The organism is Eudoraea sp. (assembly GCF_049669105.1).
Taxonomy (GTDB): Bacteria; Bacteroidota; Bacteroidia; order Flavobacteriales; family Flavobacteriaceae; genus Eudoraea.
This window is the reverse complement of sequence record NZ_JBATKE010000052.1, coordinates 1-25097: the sequence shown is the minus strand read 5'-3', so window position 1 is coordinate 25097 and position 25097 is coordinate 1. Positions and strand designations below refer to the sequence as shown.

General features: G+C 37.0%; 24 protein-coding genes and 1 riboswitch. Of the genes, 12 read left to right on the top strand and 12 right to left on the bottom strand.

What is annotated here, in order from left to right; genetic code table 11:
* Window position 1: 1 nt before the first annotated feature.
* Window positions 2-886 carry a DUF6263 family protein gene (locus WBM60_RS04230; protein WP_424262370.1) on the bottom strand — a complete coding sequence of 295 codons (885 nt, stop codon included), beginning with the start codon at window positions 884-886 and terminating at the stop codon, window positions 2-4.
* Window positions 887-1024: 138 nt separating this feature from the next.
* Between WBM60_RS04230 and rpmH the strand changes: the two genes are divergently transcribed.
* Together rpmH and carB are read left to right on the top strand one after the other, a co-directional pair.
* The gene (gene rpmH / locus WBM60_RS04225) at window positions 1025-1183 is read left to right on the top strand and encodes a 50S ribosomal protein L34 (protein ID WP_297702715.1); all 159 of its coding nucleotides are present in this window, start codon (window positions 1025-1027) and stop codon (window positions 1181-1183) included.
* Window positions 1184-1276: 93 nt separating this feature from the next.
* On the top strand, window positions 1277-4129 hold the full coding sequence (gene carB / locus WBM60_RS04220; RefSeq protein ID WP_424262372.1) for a carbamoyl-phosphate synthase large subunit: 2853 nt from the start codon (window positions 1277-1279) through the stop codon (window positions 4127-4129).
* A 41-nt stretch (window positions 4130-4170) separates the two neighbouring features.
* Here the strand turns inward: carB and WBM60_RS04215 are convergent, their stop codons facing one another.
* Window positions 4171-5220 carry a phosphotriesterase gene (locus WBM60_RS04215; RefSeq protein ID WP_424279504.1) on the bottom strand — a complete coding sequence of 350 codons (1050 nt, stop codon included), beginning with the start codon at window positions 5218-5220 and terminating at the stop codon, window positions 4171-4173.
* A gap of 170 nt (window positions 5221-5390) precedes the next feature.
* Window positions 5391-6800: an NADP-dependent phosphogluconate dehydrogenase gene (gene gndA / locus WBM60_RS04210; protein ID WP_424262376.1), complete on the bottom strand. Its 1410-nt coding sequence runs from the start codon at window positions 6798-6800 to the stop codon at window positions 5391-5393.
* Between the two features lie 181 nt (window positions 6801-6981).
* On the opposite strand from gndA, the gene zwf reads away from it, so the two are divergent.
* The gene (gene zwf, locus WBM60_RS04205) at window positions 6982-8514 is read left to right on the top strand and encodes a glucose-6-phosphate dehydrogenase (RefSeq protein ID WP_424262378.1); all 1533 of its coding nucleotides are present in this window, start codon (window positions 6982-6984) and stop codon (window positions 8512-8514) included.
* A 9-nt stretch (window positions 8515-8523) separates the two neighbouring features.
* Entirely contained in the window at window positions 8524-9237 is a 714-nt protein-coding gene (pgl, locus tag WBM60_RS04200) for a 6-phosphogluconolactonase (protein ID WP_424262380.1), read from the top strand.
* Between the two features lie 50 nt (window positions 9238-9287).
* Here the strand turns inward: pgl and WBM60_RS04195 are convergent, their stop codons facing one another.
* From WBM60_RS04195 to WBM60_RS04175, 5 genes are all read right to left on the bottom strand, one after another.
* Window positions 9288-9653 carry a 6-phosphogluconate dehydrogenase gene (locus WBM60_RS04195; RefSeq protein WP_424262382.1) on the bottom strand — a complete coding sequence of 122 codons (366 nt, stop codon included), beginning with the start codon at window positions 9651-9653 and terminating at the stop codon, window positions 9288-9290.
* A 5-nt stretch (window positions 9654-9658) separates the two neighbouring features.
* Complete coding sequence (gene rmuC / locus WBM60_RS04190) at window positions 9659-10996, bottom strand: DNA recombination protein RmuC (protein ID WP_424262384.1); 1338 nt, start codon at window positions 10994-10996, stop codon at window positions 9659-9661.
* A 63-nt stretch (window positions 10997-11059) separates the two neighbouring features.
* Window positions 11060-11812: an ABC transporter ATP-binding protein gene (locus WBM60_RS04185; RefSeq protein WP_424262386.1), complete on the bottom strand. Its 753-nt coding sequence runs from the start codon at window positions 11810-11812 to the stop codon at window positions 11060-11062.
* 64 nt (window positions 11813-11876) lie between these two features.
* Window positions 11877-12908, bottom strand: coding sequence for a FecCD family ABC transporter permease (locus WBM60_RS04180; protein ID WP_424277183.1), 1032 nt, complete (start codon window positions 12906-12908; stop codon window positions 11877-11879).
* Window positions 12908-14068, bottom strand: a complete 1161-nt coding sequence (locus tag WBM60_RS04175) for an ABC transporter substrate-binding protein (RefSeq protein WP_424262131.1) — start codon at window positions 14066-14068, stop codon at window positions 12908-12910. The genes WBM60_RS04180 and WBM60_RS04175 overlap by 1 nt, the downstream gene beginning before the upstream one ends.
* Window positions 14069-14270: 202 nt before the next feature.
* Window positions 14271-14495, top strand: a riboswitch (cobalamin riboswitch).
* A 71-nt stretch (window positions 14496-14566) separates the two neighbouring features.
* On the opposite strand from WBM60_RS04175, the gene WBM60_RS04170 reads away from it, so the two are divergent.
* Window positions 14567-16432 (top strand): TonB-dependent receptor plug domain-containing protein, encoded by a 1866-nt coding sequence (locus WBM60_RS04170; RefSeq protein ID WP_424262129.1) that lies wholly within the window; start codon window positions 14567-14569, stop codon window positions 16430-16432.
* A 7-nt stretch (window positions 16433-16439) separates the two neighbouring features.
* On the opposite strand, the gene WBM60_RS04165 is transcribed toward WBM60_RS04170, so the two are convergent.
* Window positions 16440-17915, bottom strand: a complete 1476-nt coding sequence (locus tag WBM60_RS04165) for a S41 family peptidase (protein ID WP_424277182.1) — start codon at window positions 17913-17915, stop codon at window positions 16440-16442.
* A 235-nt stretch (window positions 17916-18150) separates the two neighbouring features.
* On the opposite strand from WBM60_RS04165, the gene WBM60_RS04160 reads away from it, so the two are divergent.
* From WBM60_RS04160 to WBM60_RS04140, 5 genes are all read left to right on the top strand, one after another.
* Entirely contained in the window at window positions 18151-18660 is a 510-nt protein-coding gene (locus WBM60_RS04160) for an RNA polymerase sigma factor (protein WP_424263527.1), read from the top strand.
* Window positions 18647-19066 carry a hypothetical protein gene (locus WBM60_RS04155; RefSeq protein ID WP_424277181.1) on the top strand — a complete coding sequence of 140 codons (420 nt, stop codon included), beginning with the start codon at window positions 18647-18649 and terminating at the stop codon, window positions 19064-19066. The genes WBM60_RS04160 and WBM60_RS04155 overlap by 14 nt, the downstream gene beginning before the upstream one ends.
* A gap of 10 nt (window positions 19067-19076) precedes the next feature.
* Entirely contained in the window at window positions 19077-19631 is a 555-nt protein-coding gene (locus WBM60_RS04150; RefSeq protein ID WP_424263523.1) for a DUF4252 domain-containing protein, read from the top strand.
* Window positions 19632-19717: 86 nt separating this feature from the next.
* Window positions 19718-20257: a DUF4252 domain-containing protein gene (locus tag WBM60_RS04145; RefSeq protein WP_424263521.1), complete on the top strand. Its 540-nt coding sequence runs from the start codon at window positions 19718-19720 to the stop codon at window positions 20255-20257.
* 158 nt (window positions 20258-20415) lie between these two features.
* Entirely contained in the window at window positions 20416-21228 is an 813-nt protein-coding gene (locus tag WBM60_RS04140) for a mechanosensitive ion channel family protein (protein WP_424263519.1), read from the top strand.
* 67 nt (window positions 21229-21295) lie between these two features.
* Here WBM60_RS04140 and purB read toward each other — a convergent pair whose 3' ends face one another.
* Complete coding sequence (gene purB, locus WBM60_RS04135) at window positions 21296-22639, bottom strand: adenylosuccinate lyase (RefSeq protein WP_424277179.1); 1344 nt, start codon at window positions 22637-22639, stop codon at window positions 21296-21298.
* A 114-nt stretch (window positions 22640-22753) separates the two neighbouring features.
* On the bottom strand, window positions 22754-23344 hold the full coding sequence (locus WBM60_RS04130) for an adenylosuccinate lyase (protein WP_424278087.1): 591 nt from the start codon (window positions 23342-23344) through the stop codon (window positions 22754-22756).
* 37 nt (window positions 23345-23381) lie between these two features.
* Between WBM60_RS04130 and WBM60_RS04125 the strand changes: the two genes are divergently transcribed.
* Window positions 23382-23855, top strand: coding sequence for a heme-binding domain-containing protein (locus WBM60_RS04125; RefSeq protein WP_424282786.1), 474 nt, complete (start codon window positions 23382-23384; stop codon window positions 23853-23855).
* Here WBM60_RS04125 and WBM60_RS04120 read toward each other — a convergent pair.
* The gene (locus WBM60_RS04120) at window positions 23818-24513 is read right to left on the bottom strand and encodes an SIR2 family NAD-dependent protein deacylase (protein WP_424280055.1); all 696 of its coding nucleotides are present in this window, start codon (window positions 24511-24513) and stop codon (window positions 23818-23820) included. The two genes, WBM60_RS04125 and WBM60_RS04120, sit on opposite strands and share 38 nt — an antisense overlap.
* 45 nt (window positions 24514-24558) lie before the next feature.
* Between WBM60_RS04120 and WBM60_RS04115 the strand changes: the two genes are divergently transcribed.
* Window positions 24559-25097 (top strand): TrmH family RNA methyltransferase (locus tag WBM60_RS04115; RefSeq protein WP_424282785.1); only part of this gene is annotated, 539 nt, incomplete at its 3' end.

The following is a 25097-nucleotide window of genomic DNA, read 5'->3' as shown; positions in this document are numbered from 1 at the left end:
TTTAGTTTTCTATTAATTCGTAAATAATTGTAGATTCTATAATTGTTGGGATTTCCTGATCACCCATCTGAGTCATAGTTGTATATCCTTCAGCTAATCCATGGACCGTCATTTTTTTGACAAAACCAGTCATGATATCCGCTATTACAGATGAGTTCTGGGTGCCATTCAGTTTCATCGTTGAAGAAGGCTCAACAACATCCATTAACACCAGGGCTTCCCCCTCTATATTTACACCAGCTTCGGAAATCGCATTTAGGGTCCAGGTGTTTTGTGTCTGTAGTTTACCCGAATATTCATTTTTCCAGCTATCACCTACCTCAATTGGTGAGACAGGGTATATGAAAGTTAATTGTTTATAACTATTAGATAGTGCTTCTGAACCAAATTCTTTTTCCAGAGATTTTTTCATCATGTTCAACGAAAATTCATCTTCTAAACCAGATGCCTTAGCCATTATTGATACCAGGCTATCACCACCATTAACTTCTAAAATATCACCTGTTCTGGCTAAAATGATTTGTATAGGAACATCTAACAGGCTATTGAAGATTTTAGATTGCGCATCATTTTCTTCAAAATCTTTAGCGTTTACGTTCATCAATTCTCCTTGAATACTAGATGTCATTTTTAAGTTCAAGTCTTTAAACATGACGTCTATATCATAGGTGTTATTATTATCACCCTTAACTCTAAATTCCAATATCCCATGAAGAGTGTTGGTGATTTCATGGGTAGCTCCGTCTATTTCCTGAGTAATTATTTGATTTGCGTCCTGCTTAATTGTAAAAACATCACCCAAGGATAGGTTATACTGCATCGTGGATTGCCCAAATAATGCGGTATTAATGAGCAGATAAATCAGTAAATATGATATTTTTTTCAACTTTTAATGCAAGAATTTTTAAGCTCCCGCAAAAGTACTAAAACTATCCGAAATATTTTTTTAATTCCATTTGCCAAAGCAAAAACTCTTCGTATATTTGCGCGCAGATTTTGGGATTCCAAAGTAAAAAAAGCGGTAATGAAAAGAACATATCAACCATCCAAGCGTAAGAGAAGAAATAAACATGGTTTTAGGGAACGCATGGCGTCAGTAAGCGGACGTAAAGTTCTTTCTAGAAGAAGAGCTAAAGGAAGAAAAAAACTTAGTGTATCTTCAGAGCCGAGACATAAAAAATAATGATTGAATTTTTTAAAATAATTGGGTGTTACTTTTTAAAAGTAGCACCTTTTTTTTATCTAATAAATAATAAAAAAGCTAAAAAATAAAGAAATGCCAAAACGTAAAGATTTAAAATCAATACTAATAATAGGATCCGGACCAATAATAATAGGACAGGCATGTGAATTTGATTATGCTGGTTCACAGGCTCTACGTTCATTAAAAGAGGACGGTATTGAAACTGTCTTGATAAATAGTAATCCTGCTACTATTATGACAGATCCTTCTATGGCAGATCATATTTATCTTCTCCCGCTTACCACCAAGTCAATTGTTCATATATTAAAACAACATCCGAATATTGATGCGGTCTTACCAACTATGGGTGGACAAACGGCCCTGAATTTGTGCATTGAGGCCGGGGAAAGGGGTATTTGGGATGACTTTGGAATTGAAATTATTGGTGTTGATATAGATGCCATAAATATAACGGAAGATCGTGAGAAATTCCGCGAGTTAATGCTTAAAATAGGTGTTGGAATGGCACCCCAATCTACTGCTACGTCTTTTCTCGAGGGAAAAGAGATTGCCCAGGAATTTGGTTTTCCACTGGTAATTAGAGCGTCTTATACCCTGGGAGGGGCCGGTGCATCAATTGTACATAAACCGGAAGATTTTGACGATCTACTTAGCCGTGGGCTTGAAATATCACCCATTCATGAGGTAATGATAGACAAGGCCCTTATGGGATGGAAGGAGTATGAACTTGAATTGCTGCGTGACAAAAATGATAATGTAGTTATTATTTGTACCATTGAAAATATGGACCCAATGGGTATCCATACAGGAGACTCTATTACGGTGGCACCCGCCATGACCTTATCTGACAGCACTTTTCAAAGGATGCGCGATATGGCAATACACATGATGAGAAGTATTGGAGATTTTTCCGGAGGATGTAACGTCCAGTTTGCAGTAAGTCCGGATGAAAAAGAAGATATTATTGCCATTGAAATCAACCCGAGGGTATCCAGATCCTCTGCCCTGGCTTCAAAAGCTACAGGATACCCCATTGCCAAGATTGCGGCAAAATTAGCTATCGGCTACTCTTTAGATGAACTGGAAAATCAGATAACCAAATCTACCTCGGCATTATTTGAGCCAACACTTGATTATGTAATCGTTAAAATACCACGTTGGAATTTTGATAAGTTTGAAGGGTCAGACAGAACGCTGGGCCTACAGATGAAATCGGTTGGAGAAGTTATGGGAATAGGACGTTCTTTTCAGGAAGCCCTGCACAAGGCTACTCAATCTCTTGAAATTAAGCGAAATGGCCTGGGAGCAGATGGGAAAGGATATAAAAATTATGATCAGATTATAAGTAAACTTACAATTCCCAGTTGGGACAGGGTTTTTGTGATTTATGATGCTATACAACTTGGAATTCCTTTGAGTCGAATACATGAGATCACAAAGATAGATATGTGGTTCTTAAAGCAATATGAAGAATTGCACCTGCTGGAAAAGGAAATATCCAAATATACCATTGAAAGCCTTCCCAGGGAATTGATTCTGGAAGGGAAACAAAAAGGTTTTGCAGACAGGCAAATAGCCCATATGCTCGATTGTTATGAGAGTGAGGTTCACAAGAAAAGAATAGCACTAAAAATTAACAGGGTCTATAAATTAGTAGATACCTGTGCAGCTGAATTTAAAGCTATGACGCCTTATTATTACTCCACTTTTGAAGAGGAAATTGAAACCCCGGAAGGGCAGAGGTTAGTGGCGAATGACAGCATCGTAACAGATCGAAAAAAAATAGTTGTTCTTGGTTCAGGACCCAACAGAATAGGGCAGGGGATTGAATTTGATTATTGCTGTGTGCATGGCGTACTGGCAGCTGCGGAATGTGGTTATGAAACAATAATGATTAATTGCAACCCGGAAACTGTATCCACAGATTTTGACACGGCAGATAAATTATATTTTGAACCGGTGTTCTGGGAACATATTTATGACATTATCCTTCATGAAAAACCTGAAGGGGTGATTGTTCAACTTGGCGGACAGACCGCTCTTAAATTAGCAGAAAAGTTAGATAAATACGGAATCAAAATTATAGGTACCAGTTTCAAGTCTTTAGACCTTGCCGAAGACAGGGGGAGCTTTTCCAAATTATTGCAGGAAAATAATATTCCCTATCCCGAATTTGGAGTTGCGGAAAGCGCTGAAGAAGCCCTGGAATTAGCAGATGTTCTTGATTTCCCTTTATTAGTGAGACCCTCATATGTGTTGGGTGGGCAGGGAATGAAAATTGTAATCAATAAGGAAGAACTGGAAGAACATGTGGTAGATCTACTGCGCAAAATACCCAACAATAAACTGTTACTGGATCATTATTTGGATGGCGCCATAGAAGCCGAGGCTGATGCAATTTGTGATGGCAAGGATGTCTATATTATTGGAATAATGGAGCATATAGAGCCCTGTGGGATACATTCAGGCGATTCAAATGCCACCCTGCCACCATTTAACCTGGGTGAATTTGTAATGCAACAAATTAAGGATCACACAAAAAATATTGCCCTGGCCTTAAATACAGTAGGTTTAATAAATATTCAGTTTGCTATAAAGGATGATTTGGTTTATATCATAGAAGCCAATCCAAGGGCATCCCGGACTGTTCCTTTTATTTCAAAGGCTTACGGAGAGCCCTATGTTAATTATGCAACCAAGGTAATGCTGGGAGAAAAAAAATTAAGTGATTTTAGCTTTAACCCAAAGCTGGAGGGCTTTGCCATAAAGCAACCCGTTTTTTCATTTAATAAGTTTCCGAATGTGAATAAAAACCTGGGACCGGAAATGAAGAGTACTGGAGAAAGCATCTTGTTTATTGACAGTTTGAAGGATGATCAGTTTTACGAACTGTATTCTAAGCGCAAGATGTATTTGAGCAAATAGGAGTAAAGAACTGCATTCTCAAATCAGAATGAATTTGATATTTATGGATTTTCTTGCTTTGTGCCCATACTTCTTTTCTGAATGGCATAGGCCTTAGAAGGGTTGACTGAAATTAGAAGATTAATTTCATCTTCTGTAAACCCTTTGGACCTTAGTAATGGGAGCAGCGTTTTGAAGATGGGTGTATACGGCTGAAATTTTTGCGATTTTTTCTGTGGATCATACCATCCGGCATCGTGTGATATCAGAATTTGATCTAAAAAACCATTTCTTTTTGCATATAGCAGTTTTTCAATATGTTTGTCCATCTCCCAACCTAAACCATCAAGGCTTATCCAACAACCTGTTTTTGCTGCTTTTTGATAGTTTGTTTCTTCTTCTTCAGCTTGTGCATGGACCCAAATAAAAGCTTTTGGAGATACGCCTTGTTCAGAAAGAATCTCTAATTGTGGCCATAGGGCAATTGCCTTTCCTGTATGTGAGGCAATTGTCAAACCACTTTTTAAGTGACATAAGGCTGCGGCTTTAACTAACTTCGAATGCATGGGACTTAGGGAATCTGCATTGTCTACGCTTATTTTTATAAAACCAGGTTTTATGGTGGAGCCATCAATTCCTTCTTCAAATTCCTCCAGCCATTGCTGGGCTAATTCTTCAGCACTATTTTTCCAGGCAATGTCCGGGATAAACTTGTTATTCTGAGCCCCATAAAGCCCGGTGTTCGTAATAATTCTTATACCAGTCTTGTCTGCAAGTTCCTTTAATAAATGAACATCCCTGCCCAGGTATTGCGGGGTGGCATCAACAAAATATTTCACATTGAATTTCTGAAGTTCTAGAAGAAACGGTAGCACCTGATTAATTACATCTACCTTATTCCAGGAACTGGAATTAATACTATCTGCTCCAATAAAATCCACCAAAATGTGCTCATGTGATAACCAAATTTCTCCAGGTTTTACCTTATGCATAGCTGTAATTTCCTGAATGTACAAGGGCTTGGTTTGAGCTATTCCGCCCCAAACCATTAGGAAGAATATGTAAAAACGACACGCTTTCAGTAGTATGCGATTAATTTTAGAGCTCAACATGGACTAAATTTTCATGGCTTGTTTGCGCTAGTATTATTTTTATTTTTTCAATTGTAAAGCTACAGGATATGCGGGTAAGTTGTATTATCTTTTTCACAAGTTATATAATGGTTTTTTCTTTTTATCAACTACTTGCTGCATTTTTTTAGTAGGTAATGGCTTTCATAAATTTAGCTCCAGTCGGTATGGAAAATACCTTCTCTGTCGGTTCGTTCGTAGGTGTGTGATCCGAAATAATCTCGCTGAGCCTGTATTAGATTTAAAGGCAGTCGTTCGGAGGTATAAGCATCAAAATAACTAAGTGAGTTAAAAAGCCCTGGCATAGGAATACCATTCTCTGCTGCATAAACCACCAGTTCTCTTGCTGCTCCTAAAGAATCCTGTACTTTTTCTACAAATGAAGGTGCCAAAAGAAGATTTGCTAAATCTTTGTCTTCCTCAAACGCTTTGGCAATATCTTCGAGTAGCGATGCCCTGATAATACATCCGGCCCTCCAAATTTTGGCTATACTTGCCAGTCTAAGCTCATAACCATATTCTCTGGAAGCTTCTCTTAATTGATGCATTCCTTGTGCATACGTCATTATAAATGCAAAAAACATAGCTTTTTCCGCTTTTTCAATAAGTTTTTGCTTTTTTTCCAGGTCGATTGTCCCCCGTTCATACTTTTTTGACGCTAATACTCTCTCTTGTTTTAATGCTGAAATCTCACGCATGCTAACTGCAATATCTATTGTAGGAATAGGAATTCCAATATCCATTGCATTTTGAGAAGTCCATTTACCCGTACCTTTTTGCTTGGCTTTATCTAAAATTTTATCCACTAACTGACCTTGACCCAAATTATCTTTTTTCTCAAATATTTTTGCACTTATCTCCACCAAAAAAGATTGCAAGTCTCCTTTATTCCATTTAGCGTAGACTTCATGTAGTTCATTGTTGTTTAACTGTCCTCCCTTTTGCAACAGATCGTAAAATTCTGAGGTTAATTGCATTAATCCATATTCTATTCCATTGTGCACCATTTTTACATAATTCCCCGCAGATTTCGGACCCATATAGGCTACACAAGGTTCATTATTAAATTTGGCTGCCACTGCTTCAAAAATAGGCTGTACTTCCTTGTATGCGGCTCTGGAGCCGCCGGGCATAATGCTAGGGCCCTTTCTTGCCCCTTCTGCTCCACCGGAAACACCTGCACCAAAAAAATGAATTCCTTTAGATTGCAAATATGCTTCTCTTCTGTCCGTATCTGTAAAAAAAGAATTTCCTCCGTCAATTATAATATCATCTGGTGACAAATAGGGAAGCAAACTTTCAATCACAGCATCTACAATCTTTCCCGCAGGCACCAGTAACATAATTTTACGGGGTAACGATAGGGAAGCAACAAAAGTACTAATGTCACCAGATGCATTTACCCTCGCTTTATCCCCTCCTTCTTTTATTAATGCACTCACCTTTTCGGGATCAAGGTCGTAACCAAAAGCTGTATATTCGTGGTCTGCGACATTTAAAATAAAATTGCGACCCATAACACCAAGGCCGACCAGTCCAAAATCATATGTAGTATTTTGCATAAGTGTGGTTTTAAATGTTTATTCGACTTAGGATGGATACCTTAAATTTCTTCTAATGGAGAATTAAATAAATTATATCTTAGCCACAGGCGAGATTCAAAAATAATTTAAAATATCGAATTTAGTTTCTATCTGCATTTTCTTCCAAAGTAGAATTACTAATTAATTAACAAAACTGTCTATGAGCAAAGAGGAAAATCAAATGCTAATAATTTTTGGTGCTTCAGGTGATCTTACTTCAAGAAAGCTTATTCCGGCGTTGTTTGATCTTTATAAGGGAAACCATCTGGCCGAAAACTTTGTCGTTTTGGGTACCAGCAGAAGTGTTTTAAGTGATCAGGAATTTAGAGAGAAGGTTGTTACCAAAAGCAAATATTTAAAGGAAATGCTTAATGCTCATGACGAAGCCTATATAAATGCCTTTGCTAATAAAATCTTTTATACAGATATTGGAAAGGATTACAATTCTGACTACAGCAGATTAAAAGAACGTATCTCCTCACTTAACGAAAAGCTTGGTACGGAAAACAATTATATGTTCTATTTATCTACTCCTCCAAATATTTATGAGACCATAGCCATGAATCTCGCAGAACAGGGATTAGCAGATGAGACGCAGGGATGGAAAAGGATTATCGTAGAAAAACCATTTGGTTACAGCTACGAAACCGCTAAGAATCTAAATACAGGACTGCAAAAATATTTTAGGGAACCACAGATTTACAGGATAGATCACTACCTGGGTAAGGAAACAGTACAAAACCTTTTGATAACCAGATTTGCAAACAGCATATTTGAGCCTTTATGGAACCGAAATTATATTCATCATGTTGAGATAACCAATGCGGAAACGGTGGGAGTAGAAAAAAGAGGTGGTTACTATGATAAATCAGGTGCATTGCGGGATATGTTCCAGAATCATCTTTTACAAATTATCTCATTGGTCGTGATGGAACCCCCTATTGATGATAAAGCTGAAGAAATAAGGAATGAGAAAGTAAAAGCCCTGAAGTCTCTGAGGATTATGAGAGATGAGGAAACACTCTTTAAAAATACAATTAAAGGGCAATATTTGGCATCGGATATAATGGGCGAAAGGGTAGCTGGCTATAGAGAAGAGGAAGGAGTAGATCCTGAATCTACTACAGAAACCTATGCGGCATTAAAATTTTACATCGATAACTGGCGGTGGAAAGATGTACCTTTTTACGTGAGAACTGCAAAAAGAATGCCTACAAAAGTTACCGAAGTAGTGATACATTTTAAATCGCCTCATCATCATATTTTTAGTGAATCAGGAATTATTGATAAAGACAATAAGTTGATTATACGAATACAACCGGATGAAGGTATTTTAATAAAATTCGGGGTTAAGGTTCCGGGGCAAGGTTTTAAGGTTGAACGAGCTAATCTTGAATTTTACTATTCCGGCCTATCAGAGACCAATGTAATGAGTGCTTATGAACGACTCTTATTGGATGCAATGCAAGGAGACCCAACCTTATATGCGCGGGCAGATGAAGTGGAAGCAGCCTGGGAGTTTGTGGATCCAATTTTAGAATACTGGAAGAATGGGAAAGATGTTAAAACCTATGGCTATTCATCGGGAGTCTGGGGTCCTCAAAATGCCGACGAACTTTTTGAAGGCCTTTATAGCTGGCGGAATCCGGGGGAAAACCTTGCAGATGATCCTGGTTTCTGCGTAATATGTTAAACCTGAAGGATGGAAATATATATAGCAGAATCAAAAAAACAAACAGCACGATTATTTTCAGAATACTTTAGTAATCTTATCGCCAAAAATACTATTTCACATATTGCCTTGTCCGGGGGGAGCACTCCAAAGGAGGTTTTTAAGGAGTTGGCAGAACATTTTAAAAATAAAATAGATTGGTCTAAAGTTCAATTCTATTGGGGTGACGAACGCTGCGTTCCGCCCGATGATGAGAAAAGCAACTATAAAATGGCTACTGAGTATTTATTTTCTAAAATAGAACTTCCTTTAGGTAACATACAACGTATTAAGGGTGAGAATGAACCATTAGAAGAAGCCAAGAGATATTCTGATCTATTGAAAAAAAAACTACCAAATTTCAAAATGCAGCCACAATTTGATCTCGTTATCCTTGGACTTGGAGATGATGGACATACTGCTTCTATATTTCCAAACCAGATCAACTTATGGAATTCTAAAGCGCACTGTGAGGTTGCCGAACACCCTGAAACGGGGCAGAAACGTGTGACTCTTACCGGTAACATTATAAATAATGCCAAAGAGGTTGCGTTTTTGGTAACTGGTGCTAATAAGGCGGAAAAAGTATTGGAGATAATTGAGAAGAAGGGAAACTGTAATACCTATCCTGCTTCTCTTGTTGAGCCCAGGTCAGGCAGCTTAAACTGGTTTTTGGATGCAGACGCAGCAAAATTTATTGAATGAAGTTGATTTTTAAATTCAACTAAGGTCAAAGCAAGTCTTTTTTTAAGAAATCAGTTGTTAAAATGTGGCGATTTCTCCAGTTTGACCTCGGTAATGAAATATTTTGTATCACCCCACCAGGCAAATGTAGAATAACGTTCCTCATAATTGAGTTTAACATAGGCGCCCTGATATTCTTTCAGCTTATCTATTACATCTTTCTTTTTATTGGACACGGAAAATTTAAATATTTGAGCACCTGAAATACCCTGGCTTAACTCGCCTTCCCATGTTTTCATAACTACACCTTTATGACTAATTTTTATGAGTTCTCCAGATCGGACACCTTCACTATAGGGCACATAATAGACAAAAGCAAAGAAAGAGGCAAAAGCCAAAATTATAACGGTAACTGCAATGAATAAAGCTTTTTTCATGTATACTAATTTAGTTTTTCATCAAAATCATCTTGCTGGGCTCGCTCAAGGTATTTTTCCGGTAGAGATTTTTTCGCTTTAGCCCCCATTTTTTTAAGTTTTTCAATACTTGTTATGATGTTCCCTCGACCTTCTACCAATTTATTCATAGCACCTTTATACTCAAACTTTGCCTCATCCATTTTTTTACCCACTTTGGTTAAATCTGAAATAAATCCTTCAAATTTATCATATAAAGCTCCCGCCTGCCTTGCTATTTCAATGGCATTTCTTTGCTGCTTCTCATTGTTCCACATGCTATCAATTGTGCGAAGTGTTGCCAATAAGGTGGAAGGTGTAACAATAACTATATTTTGCTCAAAAGCTTTATTGTAAATGGAGTTGTCATTGTTTATTGCAATTGCAAAAGCAGGTTCAATAGGAATAAACATCAGGACAAAGTCCGGGCTTTCCATTTCATATAGATCTTCGTATTTTTTTGAAGACAACTGGTCCACATGGTTCTTTATAGAACCTATGTGTTCCTTTAAAAACTTTTCCTGAAATTCCTCTTCGGCATTTATATAACGTTCATAGGCCGTAAGTGATACCTTGGAATCCACAACCATTTTTTTACCATCGGGGAGATTAATTATTACGTCGGGCAATACCCTGCTGCCATCTGCCCTGGTGAAACTTTGTTGAACTGAATATTCCCTGTCTTTTTCAAGACCTGATTTTTCAAGAACTCTCTCCAGCACTAATTCTCCCCAATTTCCTTGCATTTTGCTGTCGCCCTTTAAAGCTTTAGTAAGGTTTTCTGCTTCCTGTGTAATTTTTAGATTTTGGCTTTGCAGATTTAATAATTGCTCTTTGAGGGAAGAGTGGATACTAATATTTTCTTTTTGACTCTTCTCAACTTTGTCTTCAAACGTTTTAATTTTTTCCTTTAAGGGATTAAGAATATTTTCAATATTTTCTTTATTCTGCTTGGTGAATTTCTCAGACTTTACGTCTAGTATTCTATTGGCCAAATTTTCAAATTCTTTGGTAAACTTTTCCTGAAGTTTTTCTACATCTGCCTTCTGCTCTGTATTTTTTTGTTGCAGGTTTTCCATTTCGGCTTCATATCGACTGATCTGAATCCCTAATTGTTCCTTTTGCGATCGCAATTCACTAGTCTCTTCAATTCCTAACGCTAACCTTTTCTCCATTTCTACAAGGTTATTCCTGAGCTGTTGCTCACGTTCGAGAAGTGTGCTGTTACTCGATTTAGTTTTAAGATTTTGGATGTAGTTACCTAAAAAATAACCGGCCACCAAAAAAACCAAGGCAAGTATACTATAAACCAAATAGGTTTCCATAGATTTTTGATTCTGGTAAGTAAAGATAATTGTTTAACATTAAATTTTCAGTTGTAACTTAACTTACTTATTAATCTTAAATGAACCTGATTCCGGGTTAAAGGTAATGGTGTCTTTGGGGAATAAATCCTCAAAGCTTTTGCTTTCGATAAGTTCACAGGGAGCACCAAAAGTATTATTCGTCCTATTCATAATAAATATTTTATCACAAAGCTGGATAGCCAGGTCTATTTCGTGGGTGGTATAAAGAACCACCTTATTAGTGTCATGAGCAATTCTTTGTAATAGTTTTAATATGTGCACTTTATGATAGAGATCCAGATGTGTGGTGGGCTCATCCAAAAGTATAATTTTGGTATCCTGGGCCAATGCCCTGGCTATCATGACCTTTTGCAATTGCCCATCGCTAAGTTCATAACATTTACTATTCTTTAAACTCTCCAATTCTAAAATTTCAATAGCGTTTAGGATTTTAGATTGATCGTCAGCAGATAAAGTCCCAATCCAGTTGGTATAAGGATGTCTTCCTAAACTAATAAGTTGTGATACCGTCAGATTTTTTGATGCAATTGGTTCCGTAAGCACTATACTCACAAGGGATGCGAGCTCATCTGACCTTAAAGATTCTATGGGTTTATTGTTTATGATTACTGAACCGGATAATTTGGGCTGTAATCGTCCCAAAGTTCGCAATAGTGTTGACTTGCCAATGCCGTTTATGCCAACAATTGCCCCGAGCTCACCTTTTGTCAGTCCAAAACTAATATGGTTAGCTACATCTGTTTGTTTTTTACCTGAAGTATATCCAATGGCCAACTTCTGGGCTTCTAAGATGATATGTTTATCCTTTGTCGAAATGATTGAGCGTTTTTATAAGTGATTAAAATATCATTTTCTTTTTTCGTACCAATAGCCATATGACCACAGGTGCACCTACAACCGAAGTAATAGCGTTTAATGGCAATACATAGGAGGATGAGGGTAATTGAGCGATCAAATCACAAAGTAACAGAAGTATGGCACCGTAAACAAGTACTGCAGGCACCAATATTCTATGATCTGTGGTATTAAAAATTTGACGGGTTAAGTGAGGTACCGCAAGGCCAATAAAAGCAATAGGACCTGCAAAAGCTGTTACCGCACCTGCGAGTAAACCTGTCGCGATAATAATTAGGAAACGAGTTTTCTTTAAGTGTACACCAAGACTAAGTGCATAATTCTCTCCGAGCAATAAGGCATTGAGTGATTTGATGGAAATTACACTCAATATAATACCTGCAAGTATAAATACAGTTAAGACAGCCAGTTGTAACCCCGATAAATTTCCTACACTACCAAATGCCCAAAAGATATATTGCTGCAGTCTTTCGGCATCAGTGAAATAAGAAAGGACACTAACAAGGGCAGCTGTGATACTGCCGAACATTAATCCAATAATAAGCAGTGCCATGGTATCCTTAACTCTTGAAGCTACTGTAATTACTGCCAAAAGAACTAAAAAACTCCCTATACTTGAAGCAATGGCCAGGGAAACGTCATTGATAACTTCAAAAATAAACCAATGAGAAAAAAGCGCAGACCCCATGATTAAAAGTGCCGCCCCTAAACTTGCACCTGAGCTTATTCCCAGTACAAAAGGGCCCGCTAAGGGGTTTCTAAAAAGAGTCTGCATTAACAAACCACTTAAGGATAAACCACTACCCACCAAAATAGCGGTAAAGGCCTTTGGTATCCTGTAATTCCATATTATGTATTGCCAGGATTCGTTTTCAATTGTTCCTCCAAAAAGACTCTTCAAAGTCTCATTAAACGGAATGGCTACAGATCCAAGGCTCAGGTTAAGTACAAAGCAAAAAAGTAAAACCAAAAATAAGATTAGAAAAGGAAACAGGTATGTATTTGATCTTTGCACTACTGTAAGGGTTTAAAAAAGAAAAGTTGGTGTCCGGGAAGTAATTCGGGATGAAAAATGTATATAAGGTCTTTTAAAATCAAATCGGGCCTGGCAGGGCCCAATTCATAAAATAACAAACCTCCGGTTGCTCCCTTTGTATTTGCAAAAGTGTATACCTTTTTTTCTTTAAAAGCTTTAAACTGGCTATAATGTCTGCTCGCCTCATCTAATTCATTGTAGGCTATAAATTGAGAAGGAGATACCCAAAATGAAGCGTTACCTGCTTTTGCAAGCACGCTTTCTACACTTAATGAAAGACTTCCTGTTGCATCTGTGTCGCTCCATAAATAATCTGCATTGGCGTCATTAATAAAGCTGGCTGCCCAACTTTTCCCACCTGGGAGATACCATACATCTTTATAAAGGGCACCGCTAAGTACTGTCGGTTTGTTGGTTGCCTTCATTGCTAAATCCTTGGCGGCTAAATAATTTGATTCAGTAGTTTTAAATATGTCTTCAGCCTTTTCCTCCAAACTAAAGAAAGGTGCAAAGAATTTAATCCACTCGGCCTTACCCAAAGGTGTTTCTTCTGTCCAATCTCCATTGTAAACAAGTGGAATATTTGAACGCTGAAGAGTTTCATAGGCCTTATTCTGATTATTTATACTGAACCCTATTATTAGATCAGGATTAAGGTTTATGGCCATTTCAGTATTAATAGACTCGTTATTCCCCAAATCTGTTATTTTTCCCTTATCTATTTTTTTTCTGGTAACTTCTGAAGAAATATACCTCGTATCAGGAAAACCTACGAGCTTGTCAATAACTCCCAGATTCTCCAAAGCGGGTATATGCGTTGTAGAGGTGGCAATAATTCGTTCCACGGGAACATTTATAATTGCATCAAAATCTTTTTTGTTAGGATAAGGTACAATTTTAAGTTCTTTGGGTACTAAAGCGTAGGTAAAACCATCCTCTGCACCGGGCCAGGGAGAAAATACCTTGATTATGGTTAGACCCGAAGCACATTTCTCGATGGAGAATCCTTTAGCATAATTGATGGCAACCAAATCCCTATTTAAGGTTTCGGGAAAAGAAATCTCACTTTTCTTTTTACATGAAACATGGGCCAGAATCAGACTAAGTAATGCTATATATTTAATTGCGATTGAATTCATAAACACTTCCGCAAGGTAACAAAAGTCACATTTCTAAAATTGTTTACTTTCTAAATTTGTTAAAAATTCTCATATGGGAAGAGATTCTAATATCATAGTATATATCATAGGAGGAATTGTAATACTTCACTTTATTATAGGAATTCTCTGGCTTATCATAAAACTGGGAAGGAAAAGTAACTCTGACTAGAGAAATAATGCTACATTAGCCTCGTAATTTGGTTTTCACTTCTTTATATAGAAATGAAATTAAAAGGGAATCCGGTTCAAATCCGGAACTGTTCCCGCAACTGTAAGCTTAGTTCCTTAATAAGGAATGCTTGTTACCACTTCAATACCACTGTTTGTGTTCATTTATGTTGAACATCCGCGGGAAGGTTGGTGGCAAGACGTAAGTCAGGAGACCTGCCCAATTCAACAAACAATGTTAAACTTTCGGGATAAAAGTTTGCGTATAGGAACAGCTGTACAATTTTCCCGAAAAATTATTTGACTTTAATGATAAAAAGAGGCTCTCTTTTTTGCATTCTTTGCGTATTGTTAACAACGGTTTCTGCCCAGAACCAAAGGGATACCATGGAGTTGCAGGCATTAGATGAGGTGGTGGTCAGTGATTCCAGATTTCCTATAAAAAGGGAAAACTCAGGTAAAACGGTTATTAGAATTGGCCTTAAAGAACTGGAAAACAACCAGGGAAAAACTGTGGCAGAGATAATTAATTCCAAAAGTGGCATTGAAATAAATAGCAGCAGGGGCAGGCAAGGTGAGGTATTGGGTGTTTTTGCAAGAGGTGGAAGGGGCAGACAGGTTTTGATCCTGATTGACGGGATAAGAGTTTCTGATCCTTCATCTTTCTCTCAGGAGTATGATCTTAGATTGCTTGCCACCTCGAATATAGAATCAATTGAAATCATTAAAGGAGCTGCTAGTACGCTGTATGGAATGAGTGCGGCTACTGCCGTGATCAATATAACAAGCAAAAAGGTCTCGGATAAAAAAATAAGCGGTGATTTTCAATCCAGTATCGGGACGAACCAATCTTCATTCGAACAGAATTATAATATTGCAGATTTTAGCAACACCGCTACGATTGCTGGTACTCTTGAGAGTTTTGCTTATTCTCTGGGCTTTTCCAATGTGTATACAAATGGTTTATCATCAATTATTACCGAAGCTAATGAGGAAGACCCTTTTTCAAGATATAATATTGATCTAAAATTAGGATATACTTTTAATGATCAGGTTAATCTTACTATTTACGCCAATCAAACTAATTTGAACAGCGCTTATGATGAATCTTTTGGCCTAATTGATGCTCCCTACAACTTTCTTACAGAGCAAAAACGTTTGGGTTTATCCTCCAAATGGTCTTATGAAAAAGGCGATTTAAATTTAAACGGTTCATTTACAAACTATAAGTCAGATAACAGGAGTGCCTTTTCTTCTGTCTTTGAAGGGAATAATTATATAGTTGACCTGTTTAACAGATATACCTTTGACCATCACATATATACGATTTTAGGGGTTAACTATAATCTGGATAGAGCTGAAGCTGAAGGAACTCAGGAATTCTCACTGATAGATCCTTATGTAAATTTGGTTTATGTTTCACCTTTTGGGATTAATATAAATGCCGGGTTGCGACTTAACCTTCATTCGGAATATGGTTCACACCTGGTATATAATATTAATCCATCTTATTCATTTGGAATAGATGAGGGTTACTTAAAATTTATGGGTTCCTATGCCACCTCCTATATCACACCTTCGCTGAGCCAGTTATTTGGCATGTTCGGAGCGAACCCATTGTTAGAGCCAGAAACTAACAGGACTGCTGAAGGAGGTCTGGAATATAAAGCAAATGATTCATTAAGGTTAAGTGCTTTGTATTTTAATAGAAAAGAAGACAATTTTGTATTTTTTGATAATACGCTATCTCAATATTTTAATGCTTCAAATACTATTAAAGTACAGGGTTTTGAGGCCGAATTAGCTTGGGTACCTCTTAAAAAAATGAATTTGACTGCAAACTACACCTTTACCGAGAGAAAAGGAGATAGTGCCATAAGAATCCCTAAGCATAGTTTTAATGCAGCTTTGAGCTATAGTTTTTCAGCCAGGACCTATACATCACTTACGTATTCTTACATAGGGAAAAGACTGGATACGGATTTTAATACATTTGATGATAAGATTCTCGATCCTTTTTCAACCTTTGGGTTTTATATCTCACGGGAAGTAATGGCAAACAAACTAAAATTCTTTTTAAACGTAGAAAATGTGTTTAACACCAATTTTACCGAGGTAATAGGATTTACAACAAGAGGGCGGAACCTCAGGTTAGGGTTAAGTTTAAAACTTTAAACTTTGATTATTTCAAGTCAAGATTTAGATGAAGGGGCTTATCCAGGACCATATTGTCCTTCATTGGTAAAAACATTTTAGAACTCGTAAAAAGCTCAACGGGCGTCTTTACTGTAAAATCTCTTTTCCCAGAAATCCCTGTAATTTCTTCAATTGCTCTGGCCAGTAATGGTTCACTAGCATCCCCCAAGACTCCCAGGTTTTCTAAATCCTCATTTAGTTCAATATCCGGGGCAAATCCTTCGGTATAATCGAAGAAGCCCACAGAATTTTCATTTCTACCTACTAACGGTTGAATGGCCCAGCTATTATCGGGGTTAATCTTATTTTCTCTGGATGGAGTATAAATAAATGGAGCCCCATCCCGGTTGGGATCATCTACCATAGTAAGAGAAAATTCATTTTTACCACGGGTCGTAGTACCTATTTTGACAACTTCGATATAAGGATTTAAGGCATTAATTACCAATTCACTAGCCGAGGCCGAACTCCCGGTTGTTATTGCATAAACCCTGTTTAAATTTAAGGTATTTATTGCGGTACCTGCCCCTGTTCTGTCTGCAAAATAGTCAGTTAAATCCTCGTCAGTAAAAACCTCTTGTAATTTGTCATTCCAGCGTTGTCTGATATATACATTATTGGTATTGGTACTGAAAACCATGCTTGATAGTAATCGGGAAGAATTTACAGAACCCCCCGGATTATAGCGCAAGTCAAGTACCAAATCTGTAACCCCATCGGTCTTTAATTGTCCAAAGGCGTCATTCAGCACTTCATCAAACTCGTTTGTAAAACCATTATACATCAGATAGCCTATTTTTTGGCCATTTATATCAAAAGATTTTACTATGAACACCGGGTTTTCCACCAATCCGTCCTGTTTGGTTAATTCTACACTTTTGTCGTTGGGAGTTATTATTCCATCCGAGATATCCGCCATATTTAACGTGTAGGTCGCATTTTCGCCAAATAAAAGATCTCTGTAATTACTTTCGTTTAAACTTTGACCATCCACGCCTGTAAACAATTCTCCCCGGGAGATGTCTTTTGTAGAAGCATCGGAATTAGCAACAATATAGCGTACATATCCGAAGATATCCGTATCATTATCACCGTATAAAAATAATCCAAACTCCAAACCATTACTGCGCGAAATTCCCGATAAATTGTCTGTTAGTGTTTTATAATCGTCACTATAAAAACTAAAGCGATCCTCAATGTACCGAAGTTTATTATCGAAAAAATCGGCAGGATCCGCTTCTGAGACTAAAAATGCACTATACTCCTCATTGGTGCTAAATCTATCATCCGCCAGGTCAGCTACATCTGCTTGCCAGAAATACCAGATATTCATGGCCTTCCACATAAAATCCTGAACACTTACTGAGTCACCTCCGGGGCCGCTTACACCTATGTCATCATCTTTACTGCAGGAAATACTTAGGGAGACAATTCCCAGAAATAAAAGGAGAAACTTTTTCATCTAATTTTTTTCGCAATTTACGTTGTTCGTGCAAATATCATTCCAATTTTAATATTCATTAACACTATTACCTCCGTATTGAACGAATATAAAGTTCTATAAATTAGTAGCTTTATAGGGTGCAAATTACTTACATCTGCAGGAAAATAAAATTTTTTGTAACAAAATTCGATGTACTTCGTCTTGCTTATGTAAAACACCTTGAATGGTTTATACAACAACAGAACAACCGACAATGACACAATCAGAATTTCTAAATGTGGTTATGCCTTTTAAAGACAAGTTATACAGATTGTCAAAACGCTTGCTTATTTCCGCAGAAGAGGCTGAAGATGCCACTCAGGAGGTACTGATGAAATTGTGGTCCAAGAATAGTAATATTGCGAATTACAAAAATGTTGAAGCCTTTGCAATGACAATGACCAAGAACTTTTGCCTGGATAGGTTAAAGTCGAAACAATCAAGTAACCTGAAACTGGTTCATAGCAATTACGTAGATGGGAACACTTCATTGCAAAAACAGCTGGAGGCAAGAGACAGCGTAAGTTGGGTAGAAAAAATTATGGAGGAATTACCCGAACAACAAAAATTGGTATTGCAATTGCGAGACGTTGAGGAATACGATTTTAAAGAAATTGCAGATTTACTGGAAATGCAACCTACGGCAGTAAGAGTAGCACTTTCCAGAGCAAGAAAAACAGTTAGAGATAAGTTAATGCAAAAACATAGTTATGGAATTGGATAGAATTGAAAAATTATTGGAAAAGTACTTCGAGGCTACTACCACGGTGGCGGAGGAGGAACAATTGAGAGACTATTTTTCACAGGATTCGGTTGAACCGCATCTGGAACAATACGCACCAATGTTTACTTATTTTTCCAAAGCCAAAGACGAACGGTTTACTAAGCAGGTTCCATTAAAACCTAAGGTATCTTACCACAAATGGATTTCTATTGCAGCAGTAGCAGTTATAGCCTTTGGAATATATTTCGGTAATGATTACCGGGAACAAAAGGAAGCAGAGTATGCCTATAATGAAACAAAGAAGGCATTAAACCTGTTGGCACAGAATTTGGAACGTGGTACCGAAAAAGTAGCCTATTTAAATGAATTTGAACAAACAAAACAAAAAATTTACAACAACAATTAAAATTTAAAAGATGAAAAAGTATATTCTAATAGCAGCAATGGCAGTTTTACCACTTAGTGGTTTCTCACAGTCTATTTTTGATAAATTTGAGGATTCAGATGCGGTAAGTTCTGTAGTGATTAATAAAAACATGTTTAACCTTTTGGTTAAGATGGATGTAGATGTGGATGATCCGGAAGCTCAGGATTTTATGAATATTGCAAAAAGCCTAAGTGGTCTTAAAGTATTCATTACGGAAGACAAAGCAGTTTCTGCAGATATGCAGGCAACCGTTAATAAGTATCTTAAATCTTCTTCTTTGGAAGAATTGATGAGGGTAAAGGACAAAGAAACCAATGTTAAGTTCTATGTGAAAAACGGCAAAGACGAAGATCATGTAAGCGAACTATTAATGTTTGTCACCGGTATCGATAATGCAGATATGGAAATAAATGACAGAAAGATTGAAACTGTTCTTCTTACATTGACCGGGGATATTGATCTTACCAAAATAGGTTCACTTACAAAAAAGATGAATTTACCGGAAGAATTAAATAAAGCAGAGAAAAAGGACAAATCAGAATAGCAGATCAGGAAAGTGGTAATTAACCGCCGTAGAAGGCGGTTAATTACCACTACTAATGGTTTTGATAAAATATAAAAAGCAAAAAAATGAAAAAACTCATAACAGTTATTGCAGGAATTGCCCTCCTGGTACTTTCCGCCTGTTCTTCCCATCAGAGTCTCCAGGAATATTATGTGGATAATTCAGAAAACCCAAATTTCATTTCATTGGATGTTCCAACAAGCATACTAAATTTGAAGAATGAGGATCTATCAGAAACACAACAACAAGCATTTCAATCATTAAAGAAATTGAATTTATTAGCTTTTAAGAAGACGAGCGAAAATGGAGCCGAATATGAGGTAGAAAAAGCAAAAGTAAATGCTATTTTAAAGAATGATAATTTTGTTGAACTCATGAAATTGAATTCTGAGTACGGAAAGGGTGTTATTAAATACCTGGGTGATGAAGATGCAATAGATGAGGTAATCATTTACGGAAGCAGCGATGACAAAGGTTTTGCTCTCATTCGGGTTCTGGGTAAGGATATGAACCCGGCTTATATTATTCAACTTATGAATGCAATACAAAAATCTGATTATAAAGGCGAAGGACTTGGTGAAATAGGCCAATTTCTTAAAGGATAACTTAAACATTTTCAATAAATAAAATCCGCGCGGAATCAATCCGTGCGGGTTTTTTTGTTATCAAAATGTAAAATATGTTTAAAAGTGTTCATTCGATTTAAATTTCTCTGGCCTATTTTATATCTTCCTGATCTAAATAACGTTAAAAATTGATCACTATGGAAAACGCAGAAATTTGGATTGACAAAGGAATTGATTTCATTATTACTTACGGACCCAAATTAATTGGAGCGATACTCATTTTTGTAATTGGTTCCTGGGTAATAAATAAGATAATCAGGGCTTCCAGAAATGCGATGTCTAAAAGTAAGTATGATGAGTCTTTACAAAGGTTTCTTTTAAATCTTGCTTCCTGGGCTTTAAAAATATTTCTGATTATTATTGTTATCTCTCAATTAGGGGTAAATGTAACCGCCTTTGCCGCTGTACTTGCTGCCGCAGGTTTGGCTGTCGGGCTCGCTTTGCAGGGATCCTTATCAAACTTTGCCGGGGGTGTTTTAATCATGATTTTCAGGCCATACAAAATAGGTGATTTAATAGAGGCACAGGGAGTACTGGGTGCCGTTAAAGAAATTGAGATTTTCACCACAAAACTTATTACACCTCAAAACAAATTGGCGATTGTTCCTAATGGGGCTATGGCCAATGGAAATATCATTAATTACACGGCTGAAGGTAAAATAAGAGTAGATATTGAAATTGGAATAGATTATGGTGAAGATATAAAAAAGACGAAAGAGGTTTTAATGAGCGTCCTTACTGCCAATGAAAAGGTACTAAAGGAACCTGCACCTTCAGTAAATGTATCTGAGTTGGCTGACAGTTCTATAAATTTTGCGGTAAGACCCTTCGCTAAACCAGAGGATTACTGGGATGTATATTTTAGAACAGTAGAGGGTTGTAAAGTTGCGCTGGATAAAGCCGGAATAGAAATACCTTACCCGCATTTACAAATACTTAAAAAGGAATAGCACTAATTAGTATTGAAGTTATAATAAAAGGCACTATAACACAGAACTGGTTATATAAGAGTCGTTTTTAAATACCGGTATAATTACTGGGGCTAATATTTTTTAATTCGGTCTTAATTTCTTCTTTTATTTCCAATTGATCAATAAATTCAGCAATCGATTTTTTTGTAATACGTTCATTGGTCCTGGTGAGACCTTTTAGTGCTTCATAAGGATTGGGGAAGCCTTCTCTCCTGAGGATGGTTTGTATAGCTTCAGCGACAACCGCCCAATTGTCCTCCAGATCTTTTTCAAATTTGGCTTTATTCAGCAGTAATTTATTTAGTCCTTTAATAGTAGCCTTAAAGGCAATTAAGGTATGTGCAAACGGAACTCCCACGTTACGGAGTACCGTGCTGTCTGTTAGATCGCGCTGCATACGTGAAACAGGTAACTTCGAAGATAAATGTTCAAAAATGGCATTGGCAATCCCTAAATTACCTTCGGAATTTTCAAAGTCTATTGGATTTACTTTATGGGGCATCGCGGAAGAACCTACTTCTCCTTCGGTTATTTTTTGCTTAAAATAATCCATGGAAACGTAAGTCCACATATCCCGATTCAGGTCAATTACTATGGTGTTTATACGTTTAAGAGTGTCAAATAAAGCAGCCATATGATCATAATGCTCAATTTGAGTGGTAGGGAAGGAATGAGATAATCCCAATTTATTCTGGACAAAGTTTTGTCCGAAATTTTGCCAATCTATATCTGGGTAAGCCACTTTATGGGCATTATAATTTCCGGTGGCTCCACCAAATTTTGCTGCACTTGGAATGTCATTCAGAAGATTAAACTGTTCCTCGAGGCGCACCACAAAAACATTAATTTCTTTACCCAAACGCGTTGGTGATGCAGGCTGTCCATGAGTTCGGGCCAGCATAGGTACAGCTTCCCAATTTTTGACTAAAGTCTTTAGAACCCCTGTAAATTGCATAAACAGGGGTACATATACCTCATTCATAGCTTCTTTAATGGAATAAGGTATGGCTGTATTGTTAATATCCTGAGAGGTAAGTCCAAAATGGATAAATTCCTTATTTCTTTCCAGCCCCAGTGCATCGAACTTATCCTTAATAAAATACTCCACTGCTTTAACATCATGGTTTGTGGTTCGTTCAATTTCCTTAATAACCAAAGCATCATCCACATTAAAGTTTTCAAAAATATTACGGAGGGAATTGATCTTATCCTGAGATAATTTTGGGAGTTGTGGCAGGTCTAATTCACAGAGCGCTATGAAGTATTCAATTTCAACCATAACCCTGTACTTAATTAATGCTTCTTCCGAAAAGAAATTTGCCAGGGAATCGACTTTGGATCTATATCTGCCGTCAATGGGAGAAATGGCGTTTAATTGATTTAACGACATAGGCTTTAGTATTGATTAAATTTTTTGAAAGATGTAAAGATACTTATATGCTTGGGAGATTAAAAGGATATTGGGAGGATAGTTAAAATTTTTGAGGTGAGTTGGGTAATTTATTTATGCCTCCCTTTTTTGGTTTTTGTTTTTCTTACTGATTAATGCAAGAATTTGTCTGGCCCTTGCTTTATAGGCAGCGCTTCCCAGGCTGTAATTTTGCTCTAAAATCATACGGAGTTCGGGTCTGATCCATTCAAATTTGTCACCCAATAAATAAAGGCTCGTCATAGAGTAGGCTTTAGCAGCTACTTTATGTTCCCCTATGAGCCAATCAAAACACGATGTAGTTATTTTTTCCAGGTGATGTTCCTTTAATTTCATCTGAACTTCATTTTTTGATTTAGAAAAAAATGCCTTCATAAGAAGTTCACAAATTTTAGCCACTGGCCTTACAGAGGAATCTAATTGCACTTTAGAGATACCCAAAGTAAAAGCATCAATATGAGTTAGTATTAATTGGATGTTTTTTTTGGCGACAAATTCTAAAATCCAGCAGGCTTTTGATGAAATTTCCACATTATCCTCAAAAGAAATTTCTAATAGAGGTGAAATTAAATGTGGATTATCAAGCACTATTTGGGTTACTTCAATGCGTTTATCCCTTGTACCGTTTACATAAATTAATGATTTAGATAATTCAGATTTGGTCACAAAAATTTGTATTTTGGTCAGACAAAAGTACCCCCAAATGAAAGTAATAAAAAAAATAGCAAAATTGCTATTACTTCTTTTTGTTGCCATCCAATTTTTCAGACCGGAAAAGAATATCAATCAGGGCAATCATTTAGCCGGTTTTATAAATGAAACCAATCCTCCTGAAAATGTTAAAACCATTTTGACTCATAGTTGTTATGATTGTCACAGTAACCATACAGAATATCCATGGTACAACAATATTGCACCAGTTTCGTGGTGGCTTTCAGCCCATATCAAAGATGCCAAAGCAGCTCTAAATTTGTCTGATTGGGATAATTACAACAAAGGGCAAAAGGACCGCAAATTAGAAGAAATAATTGAGGTCATTAAAAAAGAAGAAATGCCTCTAAAGGAATACCATTGGATGCATCAGGAAGCCGGACTCTCTAAGGAACAAGGTGAAGCTGTTCTCGAATGGGCAAGGCGCACTAAAACTCTTTACGGACTAGGTCCTTTACCAAGGTAGGAACTCCTTTTGCTGCAGTGGATTGAATAATTGTGAGATTTTCAAAATCTATAGCATTTATACTGGGTTTTGGATCTACAAAATAAATGGGTATGCCCTGTCTTGCGTAATTCAAAAGCCCCGCTGCCGGATATACCTGCATTGATGTTCCAATAATAATAAGAATATCTGCCGTTACAGTAATTTGTGCAGCTTCAGATAATAATGGAACTTCCTCGCCAAACCAAACAATATGAGGACGCAATTGATATCCTTTTGAGCAAGTCTCACCCAGGTTTAGATCATTTTTCCAATCCAAAACCAATGTTTCATCACCAGTACTGCGAACTTTCAAAAGTTCACCATGAAGATGGAGAACATGAGAACTGCCCGCACGCTCATGCAAATCATCTATATTCTGTGTTATAATGGTGACATTGAAATGCCGTTCAAGTTCTACCAGCATTTTATGCCCTGCATTAGGGATCACTTTTAACAACTGCCTTCTCCTTTGGTTGTAAAAATCCAATACTAAGGCAGGGTCTCTGGCAAAACCGTAGGGGGAGGCAACTTCCATCACGTCGTGTCCCTCCCAAAGTCCGCCCGCATCACGGAAAGTTTTAAGTCCGCTATCTGCGCTCATTCCGGCTCCTGTAAGTACAACAATTTTTTTTTGCATTATTTTAGGTCTATTATAAAGATACATTTTTCTTAAATTAGAGTGATGATAGATCTTGATTTGCTTTCCTATTTGGAAAGTTATATTACACCTGAACGCCTAAAACGATTCAATGAAGTTTTAAGGGAGCGCACCAATTATATTACTGTGGCTATTGAGGATGTTTTTCAAATGCATAATGCAAGCGCAGTAATTAGGAGTTGTGACGTTTTTGGCATTCAGAACGCACATATCATTGAAGACCGATTTGGACAACGTCTCGACAAAAATATAGCAATGGGAGCTCAAAAATGGGTTGATATAGAAAGATATACTGCTGTAGAATCCTGTATAGGTAATTTGAGAGGTGATGGTTATAAGATTATTGCTACCACTCCTAATAATAATTCCACATTGCTGGAGGATTTTAAATTAGAAGATAAAGTGGCTTTGTTTTTTGGGACCGAAAAAGAAGGATTAAGCCCTGAGGTTTTAGATCAAGCTGATGGTTATTTAAAAATACCTATGTGCGGATTTTCGGAGAGTCTCAACATCTCCGTTTCTGCGGCCATTATATTATATAATTTAACACTACAACTTAAGAG